The following is a 15,692-nucleotide window of genomic DNA, read 5'->3' as shown; positions in this document are numbered from 1 at the left end:
CGCTCCTACGTTCGAGCCCGATCGAGCGACGCACCGGTCGGCCGACGCCGAGCGGACACTTCCGGAAGAGGTCAGTTGTGAAGGGCTTTCCCCTCAAGCGCATGGTCGCCCTCCCCGCAGTGGCGGCCCTGGCATTCGGCCTGGCCGCCTGCGGCTCGGAGAACGAGTCGGGTGGCGACGACGGTGACTCCACGAAGGAGGGCACGCAGCTCTCCGGCACCCTGTCCGGCGCGGGCGCCAGCTCCCAGGACGCCGCGCAGCAGGCCTGGTCGGCCGGGTTCCTCGAGAAGCACCCCGATGTGACGGTCAACTACGACCCGATCGGCTCCGGCGGCGGCCGTGAGCAGTTCACCCAGGGCGGCACCGACTTCGGCGGCACCGACGCCGCGCTGGAGGGCGAGGAGCTGGAGGCCGCCACGAAGCGCTGCGGCAAGGTCGTCGAGGTTCCCACCTACATCTCCCCGATCGCCCTGATCTTCAAGGTCGAGGGGGTCGACGAGCTGAACCTGAAGCCGGACACCATCGCCAAGATCTTCAACCAGAAGATCACCAAGTGGAACGACCCGGAGATCGCGAAGACCAACCCGGACGCGAAGCTCCCGGACACCGCCATCACCCCGGTCAACCGCTCCGACGAGTCCGGCACCACCGAGAACTTCGTCGAGTACCTCTCCGCCGTCGCCCCGGACGCGTGGCCGCACGAGGTCAGCGGCGACTGGCCGGTCAAGGGCGGCGAGGCCGCACAGGGCACCTCCGGCGTCGTCCAGGCCGTCAAGAACGGCTCCGGCACCATCGGCTACGCGGACGCCAGCCAGGCCGGCGACCTCGCGACCGTCAAGGTCGGCGTGGGCGAGGAGTTCACCGCCTACTCCCCCGAGGCCGCCGCCAAGATCGTCGAGGTCTCGGAGCGCGTCGAGGGCCGTGGCGAGTACGACTTCGCCTACGACCTGGCGCGCGACACCACCGAGTCCGGCGCCTACCCGATCGTGCTGGTGTCCTACGCCATGGCGTGCGCCGAGTACGACGACAAGAAGACCGCCGACCTGGTGAAGGCCTACCTCTCCTACATGGTCAGCGAGGACGGCCAGGCCGCGGCCGCCGAGTCCGCGGGCTCCGCGCCGCTCTCGGACGCCCTGCGCAAGCAGGTGACGCCCGCGATCGAGGCGATCTCCGCCGGCTGACCTCCCGGCACGGCCGGGAGTCCCATGGCCGTCCGCTGAGGGCCGCCACCGCGGGGCCGGGCCCGGGCCGCCGTCATCGGCCGCCCGGGCCGCCGGCCGTACCGGCACGGCCGGAAGGCCCCGGTGCACGCCACGCCCCGCCGGCCGAGCCCCGCCGAACCGCCCGTACGAGAAGGGGAACAACAGTGGCTACCACCACCGACCAGAGGCGCCCGAGGACGCCCGTGCGGCGGGGAGACCGGCTCTTCGCCGGGTCGTCCACCGGTGCCGGGGTGACCATCCTCGTGGTCCTCGCCGGTGTCGCGGCCTTCCTGCTGGTGGAGGCCTGGCCGGCGCTCACCGCGCCGGCCGAGGAGACACCGGGGGGTGAGGGAGTGGCCCTGTACGTCTGGCCGTTGCTCTTCGGCACGCTGCTCTCCTCCCTCTTCGCGCTGCTGATCGCGGCGCCGCTGGCGGTGGCCATCGCCCTCTTCCTCACCCGGTACGCCCACCGCCGGGTGGCCGCCACCCTCGGCTACGTCATCGACCTGCTCGCCGCCGTGCCGAGCATCATCTTCGGCCTCTGGGGACTCTCCCAGCTCGCGCCGCTGACGGTGGAACCGACCGGCTGGCTCGCGGAGAACCTGGGCTTCATCCCCTTCTTCGAGGGACCGGCCTCGTCCACCGGACGCACCATGCTGACCACGTCCCTGGTGCTCGCCATCATGATCCTGCCCATCAGCACCGCGGTGATCCGTGAGGCGTTCGTCCAGACCCCGCGGCTGCACGAGGAGGCTGCGTGGGCGCTGGGGGCGACCCGCTTCGAGATGATCCGGATGGCGGTGCTGCCCTACGGCAGGTCGGCGATCGTCGGCGGCTCCATGCTCGGCCTCGGCCGGGCGCTCGGCGAGACGATGGCGGTCGCCATCGTCCTCTCGCCCTCCGGCGGCGTCACCTTCAACCTGATCAGCAACGGCAACCCCTCCACCATCGCGGCCAACATCGCGCTGCAGTTCCCGGAGTCCACCGGGCTCGACATCAACACGCTGATCGCCACCGGCCTCGTCCTCTTCGCCGTCACCCTCGCGGTCAACATGGCGGCCCGGGCCGTGATCAACCGGCGGCGCGAATTCTCCGGAGCCAACTGATGTCCGACACCCAGACCACGCTCGACAAGCCGGAACCGGCCGCTCCCGGCCAGGACCTTCCGCTGACACACGGCACGCTGCCCCGGCGGGCGGCGCCGCTGACCCTGGCGGCCTTCCTGCTGCTCGGCACCGGACTCCTGCTGGCCGACTGGAACCCGGCGCTGTGCGGGACCGTCGCCGCCGCCGGCTACACCGCGGTGATCTACACCTGGTCACGGGTGGTGGAGGACTCCCGTTCGGCGTCCGACCGGCTGGTCACCGCCGTGGTCGCGGCCGCCTTCTGCCTGGCGATGCTGCCGCTGGTCTCGGTGCTGGCGACGGTGCTCACCCGGGGGCTCCCCCGGTTCGACGCGGAGTTCTTCACCCACTCCATGCGGGGAGTGGTCGGCGAGGGCGGCGGCGTCCACCACGCCATCATGGGCACGCTCCTCATCACCGGCCTGACCGCGCTGATCTCCGTGCCGGTGGGCCTGCTCACCGCGATCTACCTGGTCGAGTACGGCACCGGGAAGCTCGCCAAGGCGATCACCTTCTTCGTCGACGTGATGACGGGCATCCCGTCGATCGTCGCCGGCCTCTTCGCGTACGCCCTGTTCGCGCTCTTCCTCGGACCCGGGGTGCGCATGGGCGTCATGGGCGCCGTCGCGCTGAGCGTGCTCATGATCCCGGTCGTCGTACGCTCCGCGGAGGAGATGCTGAAGCTGGTGCCCAACGAACTGCGGGAGGCGTCGTACGCGCTGGCCGTGCCCAAGTGGCGCACCATCCTCAAGGTGGTGCTGCCCACCGCGCTGGCCGGCATCGCCACCGGCGTCACCCTGGCGGTCGCCCGGGTCATCGGGGAGACCGCTCCGCTGCTGATCACGGTCGGCATCACCTCCAGCGACAACTTCAACCCGTTCGACTCCCGGATGGCGACGCTCTCCGTCTTCTCCTACTACGAGTACGTCACGCCCGGCTTCCCGGCGGAGGCGTCACTCGACCGCGCCTGGGCGGCGGCCCTCGTCCTGATCATCCTCGTGATGGCGCTCAACCTGGTGGCGCGGCTGATCTCCCGGCTGTTCGCCCCCAAGGCCCGCGGCTGAACGCTCCGCCCCGGCCCGGCACGCCGCCGGCCGCACGCCCCGCCCCGACCGACAAGGAAACCCCGTGGCCAAGCAGCTCGAGGTCAGGGACCTCGACATCTCCTACGGCACCTTCCTGGCCGTGCAGAACGTGTCGATGCACATCGCCCCCCGGTCGGTGACCGCGCTGATCGGCCCGTCCGGATGCGGCAAGTCCACCTTCCTCCGGGCGCTCAACCGGATGCACGAACTCGTGCCGAAGGCCCGGGTGTCCGGCAGCGTGGTGATGGACGGGCAGGACCTGTACGCACCGGACGTCGACCCGGTGCGGGTGCGCCGCCACATCGGCATGGTCTTCCAGCGCCCCAACCCGTTCCCCACCATGTCGGTGTACGACAACGTCGCCGCGGGGCTGCGACTGAACAAGAAGCGCCGGAAGAGCTCCGAGACGGACGACCTCGTCGAGCGGGCGCTGCGCTCCGCCAACCTCTGGACGGAGGTCAAGGACCGCCTGGACCGGCCCGGTTCCGGGCTCTCCGGCGGCCAGCAGCAGCGGCTGTGCATCGCTCGTGCGATCGCCGTACAGCCCGACGTGCTGCTGATGGACGAACCCTGCTCCGCGCTCGACCCGATCTCCACCCAGGCCGTCGAGGACCTCGTGACCGAGCTGAAGGAGCAGTACACGATCGTCGTCGTCACGCACAACATGCAGCAGGCGCAGCGCGTCAGCGACACCACCGGGTTCTTCAACCTCACGGCGGTGGGGCAGCCCGGGGAACTGGTGGAGACCGGGCCGACCGCGCAGCTCTTCACCAACCCGTCCCGGCAGGCCACCGAGGACTACGTGTCGGGCCGGTTCGGCTGACCGGGCGCATGCGGCAGGAAACAGCGGGAGACGGTCGTCCGCGCCCGGCGGCCGCGGAACCGTCCCCCCGGGCGACCTCGCCGCGCGACCGGCCGGTCGGCTCCCTCCCGCTGGTCCTGCTGGCGGACGCCGACGAGGGCGTCCACCGGCCGCTCGCCGAGCAGCTCGGCGCGTACCGCATCACCGTCGTGCACTGCACGGACGGGGCGACGGCGCTCCTGGAGACGGGGGCGCTGCGGCCGGACCTGCTCCTGGTCTCGGCCGGACTGCCGGTGCTCGACGGGGTGTCGGTGCTCCGTGCGGTGCGCCAGCGGATGACCCTGCCGGTCGTCCTCGGGTTCTCGCCGCGGGAGGCCGGCCTCGTCCAGCCGGCGCTCGCGGCCGGCGCCACCGCCTGCCTGCCCCGGCCCTACCGGCCGCGCGACGTGACGCGGCTGCTGAGCCTCGTCGGCCGTACCGCCCGCACCCGGCGGCAGCCGGTGGTCTGCGGCGCACTGGCGCTCGACCCGGACTCCTACGAGGTCACGCTACGCGGGTCACGCCTTCCCCAACTGACGGTCCGCGAGTTCCGCCTGCTGGAGCTGCTGATGCGGCACCCCGGCACGGTGGTCTCCCGGGAACGCATCAGCCGGGAGGTGTGGGGAGCGCGGCCCCCGCGCCCCAACACCATCAGCGTGCACATCGCCCGCCTCCGGGAACGCCTGGCCGACGACCCGCACCGCCCGCAGATCATCCAGACCGTCCGCGGCGTCGGCTACCGCCTCCTCCCCCCGGGCCCCTGAGCGGGTCACAGTCCCGCCTCGGCCTCCGCCGCCGCGTGGATCTCCCTGATCCCCGCCATGGCCTCCAGCGGGTCCTCCTTCCCGCTGTCCACCACTTCTTCCAGGCAGCGCAGCCGTGCTGCTCGAGAGGGGTGGCGCTGAATGGCGACGAACACGCCCCAGGTATGGACGAAGGTGCGCAGCGGCGCGAGCGACTGGACCTGCTGAGCGCTGGTGGTCGCTTCCACGAGATCACGGACGAACGCCGGCATGCGGCTCGGTGTCAGCCGCTCGACGGCTGCACGCAGAGCATCGGGAGTGAGGGCGGGCATGGGAATGAGCGGCTCATCGGCCTGCGGCCGCGCGGGCACGGTTCGAGCTCCCGGTTCGGTGGCGGGAATGACTGCGCTTCCCGAACGGTACCCGCACCCGGCGACAGCGGCAGACGAGTCGTGCTGTACGCCGGGTTCTGTCTCGGCCGGGCCTCGCGGTCCGGCCGGAGGCGGTCATCCATCTAGGGCCGCCGTCGCCGACGGCCTCCAGCGGTCCACCCGCGGACTCGGGCGGGCAGCCCTCGAACATCCGCGCAGGGCCGTCGCTCCGTACGGAACGGCAGCCCCTCTTGACCTTGCTCCGGGTGGGGTTTACCGAGCCGGCCAGGTCACCCTGGTCGCTGGTGGTCTCTTACACCACCGTTTCACCCTTACCGGGTGCCTCGCGGCCCCGGCGGTCTGCTTTCTGTGGCACTTTCCCGTGGGTCACCCCAGGTAGGCGTTACCTACCACCCTGCCCTGCGGAGCCCGGACGTTCCTCGGCGGTCCCCGAGGGGACCGACGCGACCGCCCGCACGACTCGTCTGCCGTGACGACCATGGTACGGGACCGGGCGGCGCCCCCGGGACCGGTCACGGGGGGGCGCTCGCCGGGGCCGCCTGCGCGTCCGTGCCCGTGCCTCCGGGGCGCAGGCGGGAGCCGCCCGTGCTCTCCCGGCCGCGGCGGGGTCCGGACCCGCCGCCCGCCCGCGGACCGGGGAACGGGGCCGGGCGCCCGCCGGACGCCTGCGGGCCCGGGACCGGGCCGGGTCGGTGCCAGCAGGGTTCCGAACCCCGGTCCGCTCGCGGGCCCGGGCGACACGGCTCTGCGGCCCCGGAGCGGGACGTCGCTCCGGCCCCCGCCGGGACCGGCCGCCCTCACCGGGACCGGACCCGGCTGCGGACCGCGCCGGCGCGGGCGCGGAACGTGAGCACCGGCACGCCGCCGGAGGCGGCCCCGCGTCAGCGGGTGAACCAGCGCTGCGGCTCCGGGGCGGTGTTCTCGTAGATGTGCTTGGCCTGCCGGTACTCGGCCAGCCCCTCCAGGCCCAGCTCCCGGCCGATCCCGGAGTGCTTGAACCCGCCCCACTCGGCGCCCGGCAGATACGGCCCGAAGTCGTTGATCCACACCGTGCCGTGCCGCAGCCGGCGGGCCACCCGTTCGGCCCGGGCGGCGTCCCGCGTCCACACGGCACCGGCGAGGCCGTACTCGGTGTGGTTGCCGAGCTCGATCGCCCGCTCCTCGGTGGTGAAGCGCTCCACGGTGAGGATGGGTCCGAAGGTCTCCTCCTGCACGATGCGCATGTCCTCGGTGCAGTCGACGAAGACCGTCGGCCGGAAGAAGAAGCCGTTCTGCAGTGCGGGCTCCTCCGGGCGCCGGCCGCCGGCGACCAGCCGGGCGCCCTCCTGGAGGGCGATGCCGACGTAGGACTCCACCTTGTCCCGGTGCTCGGCGGAGACCAGCGGGCCGCTCTCGGTGTCCTCGTCCAGTCCGTTGCCGAGCCGGATGCGCTCGGCGCGCTCGACGAGGGCGGCGACGAAGTCGTCGTGCAGCGACTCCTCCACGATGAGCCGGGTGCCGGCCGAGCACACCTGCCCGGCGTGGAAGAAGACGGCCATCAGGGCGTAGTCGATGGCGGCTTCGAAATCGGCGTCGGCGAAGACGATGTTGGGGTTCTTGCCGCCGAGCTCCAGGGCGATGTTCTTGACCGTCCGGGCCGCGTCCCGCATGATCCGCCGCCCGGTCTCCAGGCCGCCGGTGAAGGAGACCAGGTCCACCTGCGGGCTCTCCACCAGCGCCGCCCCGGCCGTGCCGCCGGGGCCCAGCACCAGGTTCACCACTCCGGCGGGGGCGCCGGCCTCCGCGATGAGCTCCACCATCTTGATCGTGGTGAGCGGGGTGGTCTCGCTGGGCTTGATCACCAGGGTGTTGCCCGCGGCCAGGGCGGGCGCCACCTTCCAGGAGGCCTGGAGCAGCGGGTAGTTCCACGGGGTGATCAGCGCGCACACGCCGACCGGCTCGTGGACGACGCGGCTGCGCACCCGGGGGTCGCCGGCGTCCACGAGCCGTCCGGAGTCCTCCTCGGCGAGGCCGCCGTAGTAGTGGAAGACGGCGGTCACGTCGTCGACGTCGATGCCGCCCTCGGTCAGGGTCTTCCCGGTGTCCAGCGTCTCCAGCCGGGCGATCTCCGCCCGGTCCCGCTGGAGGAGGTGGCCTACCCGGTGCAGCAGCTCGGCCCGCTGCCGGGGCGTCCACGAGGGCCACTCGCCCTCGTCGAAGGCGGTGCGCGCCGCGGCGACCGCCGCCTCCGCGTCGGCACGGTCACCGTCGTCGACCGTGCGGATCACGGACTGGTCGTAGGGGTTGACGACCTCCATGGTGGCGCCGGCGGTGGCACCCACCCATTCTCCGCCGATGAAGAGCGTGGACGTGGCGCGTCCTTTCCCGGATGGGGCCGAATGCAGCCGTACCGTGATGCGCAGGGAATGGTCACTGCCTATGTTAGACCCGTCACACTGTGCTGCAACGCGACCCGAGGAGCGCGCATGGGCCGGGCAGAATACGACTTCATCATCGTCGGCGGTGGCTCCGCGGGATGCGCCCTGGCGAACCGGTTGAGCACGGACCCGGGAAACCGGGTCCTGGTGCTGGAGGCCGGGCGTCCGGACTGGAAATGGGATGTGCTCACCCACATGCCCGCCGCGCTGACGATGGTCATCGGGAACCCCCTGTACGACTGGCGCTACGTCTCCGAGCCGGAGCCGCACATGGACGGCCGTCGGGTGAGTCACGGGCGCGGTCGGCTGCTCGGCGGATCGAGTTCCATCAACGGGATGATTTTCCAGCGGGGAAATCCGATGGACCTGGAACGCTGGGCCTCCGACCCGGGCATGGAGAACTGGGACTACGCGCACTGCCTGCCGTATTTCAAGCGCATGGAGCACTGCGTCGCCGGGGCCGACGAGTGGCGCGGCCAGGACGGGCCGCTGTGGCTGGAGCGCGGCCCGGCCACCAATCCGCTCTTCTCCGCGTTCCTGGAGGCCGCGCAGCAGGCCGGATACCCGCTGACCTCGGACGTCAACGGCTACCAGCAGGAGGGCTTCGCCCGCTTCGACCGCACCATCCGGCGCGGACGGCGGTGGTCGGCGGCCCGGGCGTATCTGCACCCGGTGAAGCACCGGCCGAATCTCACGGTGAAGTGTTTCGCTCAGGCCGACCGGGTGCTTTTCGAGGGCAGGCGGGCGGTCGGCGTGGCCTATCGCCGCTGGGGCCGGGAACGCCGCCGGGTGTACGGCAGAGAGGTGATTCTGTGCGGGGGCGCCGTCAACACACCGCAGCTCCTGCAGCTCTCCGGAATCGGGAATCCGGACGAACTGCGGCCGCTGGGTGTCGAGATGGTGCATGCGCTTCCCGGGGTCGGTGAGAATCTCCAGGACCATCTGGAGGTGTACGTCCAGCATGCGTGCCGCAAGCCGGTCACCTACAATCCCGCGCTCAAGCTGCGGCACCGGCCGAGAATCGGCCTGCAGTGGCTCCTCTTCCGCTCCGGGCCGGGCGCCACGAACCACTTCGAGGCGGGTGGGTTCGTGCGCGGAAACGACGAGGTGGAATACCCCAACCTGATGTTCCATTTCCTGCCGATCGCGGTGCGGTACGACGGGACTCCGGTGGACGCCGAGCACGGCTACCAGGTGCACATCGGCCCCATGTATTCCGATGTCCGGGGCTCGGTGAAGATCACCTCGACCGATCCGCGGAAACACCCCGCGCTGCGTTTCAACTACCTCTCCACACCCAACGACCGGAAGGAGTGGGTGGAGGCGGTCCGGGTCGCCCGGGAGATCCTGCGGCAGCCCGCGCTGGCCGAGTACGACGCCGGGGAGATGTCCCCCGGACACGCGGTGGAGACGGACGAGGAGATCCTGGCGTGGGTCGCCCAGGACGCGGAGACGGCCTACCACCCGTCCTGCACCGCCCGCATGGGCACCGACGAGATGTCCGTGCTGGACCCGGAGTCCCTGCGGGTGCACGGGGTCGACGGGCTGCGCGTGGTGGACGCGTCGGCGATGCCCTACCTCACCAACGGCAACATCTACGCGCCGGTGATGATGCTGGCCGAGAAGTCCGCCGACCTGATCCTCGGCAACACTCCGCTGCCGCCGTCCACCGCCGGCTTCCACCGGCACCGCGCACAGGAGGCCTGAGACCTTGTCGACAGCCGGAGACAACGGAACAAGCGGCGAGGAGACCCCCCGGACGAAGCTCCCGACGGCGGTCACCCACCCCGGCGGCGGCATCCGGCTGAAGCCGGCCGTCTTCTTCGGGTCGTCCCTGCTGATCCTCGCCATCTCCGTCTGGGCGATCCTGACGCCGTCCGGCGCCGAGGACGCCCTCGGCGTGGCGGTGGAGAAGATCTCGTCCTGGTTCGGCTGGTACTACTTCCTCGCCGCCACGCTGTATCTGCTCTTCGTGGTGTTCGTGGGCGTGTCCCGGTACGGCGGCATCAAGCTGGGGCCGCAGCAGTCCACGCCGGACTACGGGGTGTTCGCCTGGGCGGCCATGCTGTTCGCCGCGGGCATCGGCATCGACCTGATGTTCTTCTCCGTGGCGGGGCCGGTCACCCACTATCTCGCGCCGCCCGCGGGAGAGGCCCAGACCATCGAGGCGGCCCGGCAGGCCGTGGTGTGGACGCTCTTCCACTACGGCATCACCGGCTGGGCGATGTACGCCCTGATGGGCATGGTCCTCGGCTACTTCGCCTTCCGCTACCGGCTGCCGCTGGCCATCCGCTCCGCGCTCTACCCCATCATCGGCCGGCGCATCCACGGCCGGATCGGCGACACGGTGGACCTCGCCGCCATCATCGGCACGGTCTTCGGCATCTCGGTGTCCCTGGGCATCGGCGTGGTGCAGCTCAACTACGGCCTGGACTACCTCTTCGGGGTGGACGAGGGGCTGCCCGCACAGATCGGCCTGATCATCGTGGCCGTCGTGATGGCCACGGTCTCCGCGGTGGCGGGCGTGGACAAGGGCATCCGGCGGCTGTCCCAGCTCAACGTGGTGCTCGCCATCGTGCTGATGTTCTACATCCTCTTCGTGGACAGCCCCATCCGGCTGCTGAACGCGCTGATCCTCAACATCGGCGACTACGTCAGCCGCTTCCCCTCGATGACGCTCAACACCTTCGCCTGGGACCAGCCGACCGACTGGCTCAACTCCTGGACGCTCTTCTTCTGGGCCTGGTGGATCGCCTGGGCGCCGTTCGTCGGGCTCTTCCTGGCGCGGATCTCCCGCGGCCGCACCATCCGGCAGTTCGTGGCGGCCACGCTGGTGATCCCGCTGCTGTTCACCCTGATCTTCCTCTCCGTCTTCGGCAACAGCGCGCTGGGCGTCATCCGGGACGGCAACCTCCAGTTCGGCGAGACCGCCATGGCCGCTCCCGAGCAGGGCTTCTACGGGCTGCTCGCGCAGTATCCCGGGGCCACCTTCAGCGCCGGGCTGGCCACCTTCGTCGGACTGCTGCTCTACGTCACCTCCGCGGACTCCGGCGCGCTGGTGATGGGCAACCTCAGCTCGCACCTCCCCACCCCGATCACCGACACCACGGCGTGGCTGCGGATCTTCTGGGCCTCGGCGACGGGCCTGCTCACCCTCGCCATGCTGATCGTCGGCGGCGTGGACGCACTGACCAACGCCACCATCGTGATGGGCCTGCCGTTCTCCTTCGTCATGTTCGTGATCATCGCGGGCCTCTACAAGGCGCTGCGGTTCGAACACATGCGGGAGACCGCGGTGGTCACCTCGATGCCGTCGTCGCTCTCCGGGCGGACCACGCACTACGGCGCAGTCGCGGAACGGCACTGGCGGCAGCGGCTCGCCCGGGCGATGAGCTTCCCCGGCCGCCGTACCGCCTCGCGGTTCGCGGACGAGGTGGCCCGCCCGGCGCTGGACCAGGTGGCCGGGGAACTGCGCGCCCAGGGCGCGGACGCCACGCTCGACGAGGAGCAGGTGGAGGAGCTCGAGGTCCCCGCCCTGGGGCTACGGGTGCCGATCGGCGAGGAGGAGGAGTTCTCCTACTGGCTGCGGCCGGTCGAGGTGCCCGCCCCCGCCTTCGCCACGCGTACGGTCACCGAGCACGACACCTACGTGCGGTACGAGGTCTATCTGCCGCACGGCAGCCAGGGCTACAACGTCATGGGGTACAGCCGGGAGCAGCTCATCGGTGACGTCCTCGACCACTACGAGCGGCATCTGGAGTTCCTGCGCCTGCACCGGGAGGCGGCCGAACGCTCCGCCATCCCCGGGCACCGGCCCGACACGCGGGAGGCGGAGGCGCCTCCCGAGGAGGGGTACTGAGCCTCCCGCCGGGTACGCGGCCCCGCCGGGCACGGCGCCGTGCCGCGAACCCCGGCGGGCGCGGTACCAGGCCGGAGACCCGCCGCGGCGCGGGTGCGTCACGCCGGGACGAAGAGCACCGGGCTGTGCGGCAGCGCGGCCTCGGTGAGACGCACCCGCAGCGGCTCGTCCAGCGGCAGCGGCGGCCCGCCGGCCGGCGCCTCCAGGCGGCCCGCGACGGCGGGGGCGGCGAGCTGCACCGTGCCCTGGTGCGGGCGGTCCTCCCGGCGGTCGACGACGCGGGCGCCGAAGACCTCGCCGACGCGGTCCCGAAGCACGGCCGTCGCCACCGTGTCCAGGCAGGCGCGTTCCGCGGCGTGGTGGCGGCGGTCGCCGGCGGCCATGGTGGCGGGCAGCCCGGCGAGCGCGTCGCGCGCCCACTCCGGCGGCTCCCGGCCGGCCGCCGCGGCCAGGCACAGTTCGCCGGTGTAGCGGTCCACGACCCGTTGCAGGGGCTCGGTGCAGTGCGCGTACGCGGCGGCGACGGCCGCGTGCCGGGCCTCCTGGCGGGAGGGGCGGTCGCCGTCGAACACGGTGTACCCCGCGCCGTGGAAGAGCGCGGTGCACTCCTGGAGGAAGGCGGCGTGCGCGGCGCGGGCGGGGTCGAGGGAGCGCACGACCACGTCGTACGGGGTGTGGTGCGGCCACTCGACGTCCAGCGCGTGGGCCACCCGGCGCAGCCGGGCGACGGCGCCGTCCGGGGCGGCGGGCACGGTGCGCAGCACTCCCACGCCGGCCCGCAGCATCAGTTCGGCCGCGGTGGTGCCGGCGAGCTGCCGGAGCTGTTCGTCCCAGCCCGCGGCGGGCGGCGCGGGACGGTGCGCGAGGGTGTAGTGCTCGCCGTCCTCGCCGCCCGGAACGATCTCCTGCTCCGGCAGGGTGAGCGAGACGCCGCCGCGCTCGCGCTCCCGTTCCTCGCGGAGCAGGCCGACCTCGCGGAGGAGCACCACCTCGTCGGCCGCGGTGCCGTCGTCCAGGGCGCGCTGCACCGCCGGGTGGCCGAACCGCGCGCGGCTGCGCACCAGGGCCCGGCGCACGTCCACGTCGACGACCGCGCCGTACGGGTCCAGGTCGATCCGCCAGAGCAGGGCGGGCCGGTCCTGCCGCGGGAGGAGCGCCGCGGCGCCCTGGGAGAGGACCGGCGGGTGCAGGGGCAGACGCCGGTCGGGGAGGCGGAGGGTCCGGGCGCGGCGGTGCGTCTCCCGGTCCAGGGCGCCGCCGGGGCGGACGAAGGCCGTGGGGTCGGCGAGCGCGTAGTAGAGGCGGAAGCCCGCCCGCCGGCGCCGCAGGTGCAGGGCACGCTCGGGGGCGGGGGCGCCGGGGCGGTCGACGGTGAAGAAGGGGACGCTGGTGGCGTCGTCGTCCGGGAGCAGCGGTGCCCGGGCGACCCGCTCGGCCTCGGCGCCGGCCTCCGCCGGGAAGTCCCCGGGCAGGGCCAGGGCCTCCCGTAGCGCGTCGAGGGCGGCGCGCAGCTCCGCGCCCCCGGTGCCGGCCACACGCAGCTGACGGGTGGGCATACAGCGAGCGTAGGCCCGTACGGGCAGGTCGGCGCGGTGAGCGGGCGTCCCGGCCGCGTAGGCTGCGGGGCGGGGCGCGACCCCGCGGAACGAACGAAAGGTGGGACACCAGGTGCTCGTGCTGCTGCCGCCGTCCGAGGGCAAGGCCACGGCGGAGTCGGGGCCGTCGCTCGACCTCGGGGCGCTCTCGCTGCCGGAGCTGGCTCCGGAGCGGGAACGGGTGCTCGACGAGCTGGTCTCGCTCTGCTCCGGCGACGAGGAGAAGGCCCGGGAGGTGCTGGGGCTCGGCGAGCGGCTGCGGGGCGAGGTCGCCCGGAACGCGGCGCTGCGCTCCGCCCCGGCGCGGCCGGCCGGCGAGGTCTACACGGGGGTGCTCTACGACGCGCTGGACCTGGCCTCGCTGAGCGCCGCGGCCGGGGAGCGGGCCGCCCGTTCCCTGCTGGTCTTCTCCGGGCTCTGGGGTGTCGTCGGCGTACGGGACCGCATCCCGGCGTACCGCTGCCCGGGCGGGGTCCGGCTGCCGGGGCTCGGCCCGCTGGGCGGGTACTGGCGGGAGCCGCTGTCCGGGGTGCTGCCGCGGGCGGCGGCCGGGGGGCTGGTGCTGGACCTGCGGTCCTCGGCCTATGCGGCGATGTGGCGGCCCGCCGGGGAGCTCGCGGGGCGTACGGCGACGGTGCGGGTGCTGCACGCGCGGACGGTGGACGGGGTGGAACGGCGGTCGGTGGTGTCGCACTTCAACAAGGCGACCAAGGGCCGGCTGGTCCGCGCGCTGCTGGAGGCGGGGGCCGTCCCGGGTTCGCCTGCGGAGCTGGTGGAGGCGGTGCGGGACCTCGGGTACGCGGTGGAGGCCGAGGAGCCGGCGCGGGCCGGGCGGCCGTGGCGGCTGGACGTGGTCGTGACGGAGCTCTGAGCCCGGCGGCAGAGGGTTGCGCAGAACGCAACGCTCGTTGCGCTGAGCGGGGTCCGCCAGCACGATGAGCCCATGAGCGCGCCGTCCACGCCCTCCGGGGCGTCCCCGCCTCCGCCCGCGGTCTCCCCGGCGGCCCCGGGCCCCGTGGCCGCGCCCGCGAGCCCGCTGGACTTGGGCCCGGTGCTTCCGGTGGCGGTGCTCGACGATCCCGCCGACGCGGTGCCGCTCGCCCGCGCGCTGGTCGCCGGCGGGCTGCGGGCGCTCGAGGTGACGCTGCGCACGGCGGCCGCGCCGGAGGCCGTCCGCGCGGTGGCCGCCGAGGTGCCGGAGGCGGTGGTGGGCGCGGGCACGGTGCTCTCCCCCGCGCAGGCCCGGGCGGCGGTGGCCGCGGGCGCGCGGTTCCTGGTGAGCCCGGGCTGGACGGACCGGCTGCTGGAGGCGGTGCGGGAGACGGGCGTGCCGTTCCTGCCGGGGGTCTCGACGGCCTCCGAGGTCCTCGGGCTGCTGGACCGCGGGATCACCGAGATGAAGTTCTTCCCGGCCGAGGCCGCCGGCGGGGTGCCCTGGCTGCGTGCCCTCGCCGGCCCGCTGCCCGGGGCCCGTTTCTGTCCCACCGGGGGCCTCACCGCGGCCTCGGCACCGGAGTATCTGGCGCTGGGAAACGTGGGGTGCGTCGGGGGCGGCTGGGTGGTGCCCGGGGACGCGCTGGCGGAGCGCGACTGGGCCCGGGTGGAGCGGCTCGCCCGCGAGGCCTCCCGCCTCGCGCCGGGCTGACTGCTGTCCCCTCCCCTGCCCCCGTCGCCCGGAACCCGGCCGCGGCACCGGGCGCCCGGGCGCTCAGGTCACCGCAGGTGACCGGTGTCGTTGAGCAGCCGCACCGACGCGTTGCCGTCCGCGAAGTACGCCACGGCGGAGAGCGAGGCCGCCGAGAGCTCCATGCGGAACAGCGCCTCCGGCGGCGCCTCCAGCGCCAGCCGTACCAGCGACTTGACGGGCGTGACGTGCGAGACCAGCAGCACCGTCTTCCCCGGGTGGCGGGCGAGGATCTTGTCCCGGGAGACCGCGACCCGCCGGGCGACCTCGGCGAAGCTCTCGCCGCCGCCGGTGGGGCGGGCCTCCGGGGAGGCGAGCCAGCGTTCCAGGTCCCCGGGGTGGCGCTGCTGCACCTCGGCGAAGGTCAGGCCCTCCCAGTCCGCGAAGTCCGTCTCGCGCAACCCCTCGTCCGTACGGACCTCCAGGCCGAGCCGGCCGGCGACCACGGCCGCGGTCTCCCGGCAGCGGCGGAGCGGCGAGCTGATCACGGCCTGCACGGTGCCGCGTGCGGCCAGCGCCGCGGCGACCGCCTCGGCCTGCCGGCGCCCGGCGGGCGAGAGTCCGGGATCGCTGCCGCCGCTGCCGGAGAACCGCTTCTGAGGGGTCAGCGCCGTCTCGCCGTGCCGGAGCAGCACCAGGGTGGTGGGCGGTCCGAGGTCGGGGCCCCAGCCCGCGGCCGGCGCGGCGGCCTCGCCCATGTCGGCCGCGTCGGCGGCGCCGGCCGGCGTGCCGGCCCGCGAGGCCTCGCGG

The 15,692-nt window shown here is 73.3% G+C and carries 13 protein-coding genes and 1 other RNA gene; 9 read left to right on the top strand and 5 right to left on the bottom strand.

Going from position 1 to position 15,692, the window contains the following annotated elements:
- Nucleotides 1-77: 77 nt before the first annotated feature.
- The 5 genes from pstS (at nucleotide 78) to HOY81_RS01800 (ending at nucleotide 5,016) form a co-directional block, all read left to right on the top strand.
- The gene (gene pstS, locus HOY81_RS01825) at nucleotides 78-1,181 is read left to right on the top strand and encodes a phosphate ABC transporter substrate-binding protein PstS (protein ID WP_237317290.1); all 1,104 of its coding nucleotides are present in this window, start codon (nucleotides 78-80) and stop codon (nucleotides 1,179-1,181) included.
- A 185-nt stretch (nucleotides 1,182-1,366) separates the two neighbouring features.
- Entirely contained in the window at nucleotides 1,367-2,308 is a 942-nt protein-coding gene (pstC, locus tag HOY81_RS01815) for a phosphate ABC transporter permease subunit PstC (protein ID WP_237317287.1), read from the top strand.
- Nucleotides 2,308-3,390 (top strand): phosphate ABC transporter permease PstA, encoded by a 1,083-nt coding sequence (gene pstA / locus HOY81_RS01810; protein WP_237317285.1) that lies wholly within the window; start codon nucleotides 2,308-2,310, stop codon nucleotides 3,388-3,390. The genes pstC and pstA overlap by 1 nt, the downstream gene beginning before the upstream one ends.
- 64 nt (nucleotides 3,391-3,454) lie before the next feature.
- Nucleotides 3,455-4,234, top strand: a complete 780-nt coding sequence (gene pstB, locus HOY81_RS01805; RefSeq protein ID WP_237317280.1) for a phosphate ABC transporter ATP-binding protein PstB — start codon at nucleotides 3,455-3,457, stop codon at nucleotides 4,232-4,234.
- An 8-nt stretch (nucleotides 4,235-4,242) separates the two neighbouring features.
- Nucleotides 4,243-5,016, top strand: a complete 774-nt coding sequence (locus HOY81_RS01800; RefSeq protein WP_237317278.1) for a response regulator transcription factor — start codon at nucleotides 4,243-4,245, stop codon at nucleotides 5,014-5,016.
- A gap of 5 nt (nucleotides 5,017-5,021) precedes the next feature.
- On the opposite strand, the gene HOY81_RS01795 is transcribed toward HOY81_RS01800, so the two are convergent.
- The 3 genes from HOY81_RS01795 to HOY81_RS01785 form a co-directional block, all read right to left on the bottom strand.
- Entirely contained in the window at nucleotides 5,022-5,327 is a 306-nt protein-coding gene (locus HOY81_RS01795; RefSeq protein WP_237317531.1) for a DUF6247 family protein, read from the bottom strand.
- 110 nt (nucleotides 5,328-5,437) lie between these two features.
- An RNA gene (gene rnpB, locus HOY81_RS01790) (RNase P RNA component class A) lies at nucleotides 5,438-5,850 on the bottom strand.
- 418 nt (nucleotides 5,851-6,268) lie between these two features.
- On the bottom strand, nucleotides 6,269-7,708 hold the full coding sequence (locus tag HOY81_RS01785; protein WP_308340940.1) for an aldehyde dehydrogenase family protein: 1,440 nt from the start codon (nucleotides 7,706-7,708) through the stop codon (nucleotides 6,269-6,271).
- A 144-nt stretch (nucleotides 7,709-7,852) separates the two neighbouring features.
- Between HOY81_RS01785 and betA the strand changes: the two genes are divergently transcribed.
- Together betA and betT are read left to right on the top strand one after the other, a co-directional pair.
- On the top strand, nucleotides 7,853-9,511 hold the full coding sequence (betA, locus tag HOY81_RS01780; protein ID WP_237317276.1) for a choline dehydrogenase: 1,659 nt from the start codon (nucleotides 7,853-7,855) through the stop codon (nucleotides 9,509-9,511).
- A gap of 91 nt (nucleotides 9,512-9,602) precedes the next feature.
- A complete protein-coding gene (betT, locus tag HOY81_RS01775; protein WP_237317526.1) occupies nucleotides 9,603-11,663 on the top strand; it encodes a choline BCCT transporter BetT in 2,061 nt (686 codons plus the stop codon).
- A gap of 98 nt (nucleotides 11,664-11,761) precedes the next feature.
- Here betT and HOY81_RS01770 read toward each other — a convergent pair whose 3' ends face one another.
- Nucleotides 11,762-13,219, bottom strand: a complete 1,458-nt coding sequence (locus HOY81_RS01770; protein ID WP_237317273.1) for an RNB domain-containing ribonuclease — start codon at nucleotides 13,217-13,219, stop codon at nucleotides 11,762-11,764.
- A gap of 112 nt (nucleotides 13,220-13,331) precedes the next feature.
- On the opposite strand from HOY81_RS01770, the gene yaaA reads away from it, so the two are divergent.
- Nucleotides 13,332-14,129 (top strand): peroxide stress protein YaaA, encoded by a 798-nt coding sequence (yaaA, locus tag HOY81_RS01765; protein ID WP_237317524.1) that lies wholly within the window; start codon nucleotides 13,332-13,334, stop codon nucleotides 14,127-14,129.
- Between the two features lie 72 nt (nucleotides 14,130-14,201).
- The gene (gene eda, locus HOY81_RS01760; RefSeq protein WP_237317271.1) at nucleotides 14,202-14,903 is read left to right on the top strand and encodes a bifunctional 4-hydroxy-2-oxoglutarate aldolase/2-dehydro-3-deoxy-phosphogluconate aldolase; all 702 of its coding nucleotides are present in this window, start codon (nucleotides 14,202-14,204) and stop codon (nucleotides 14,901-14,903) included.
- A gap of 68 nt (nucleotides 14,904-14,971) precedes the next feature.
- Here eda and HOY81_RS01755 read toward each other — a convergent pair.
- On the bottom strand, nucleotides 14,972-15,692 hold a 721-nt coding region (locus HOY81_RS01755; RefSeq protein WP_237317268.1), incomplete at its 5' end, for a histidine phosphatase family protein.

The sequence above is a fragment of the Streptomyces sp. JJ36 genome, assembly GCF_021696945.1.
Taxonomy (GTDB): domain Bacteria; phylum Actinomycetota; class Actinomycetes; order Streptomycetales; family Streptomycetaceae; genus Streptomyces.
Note: the sequence above shows the minus strand (reverse complement) of the source record. Positions and strands in the feature narration are given on the sequence as shown.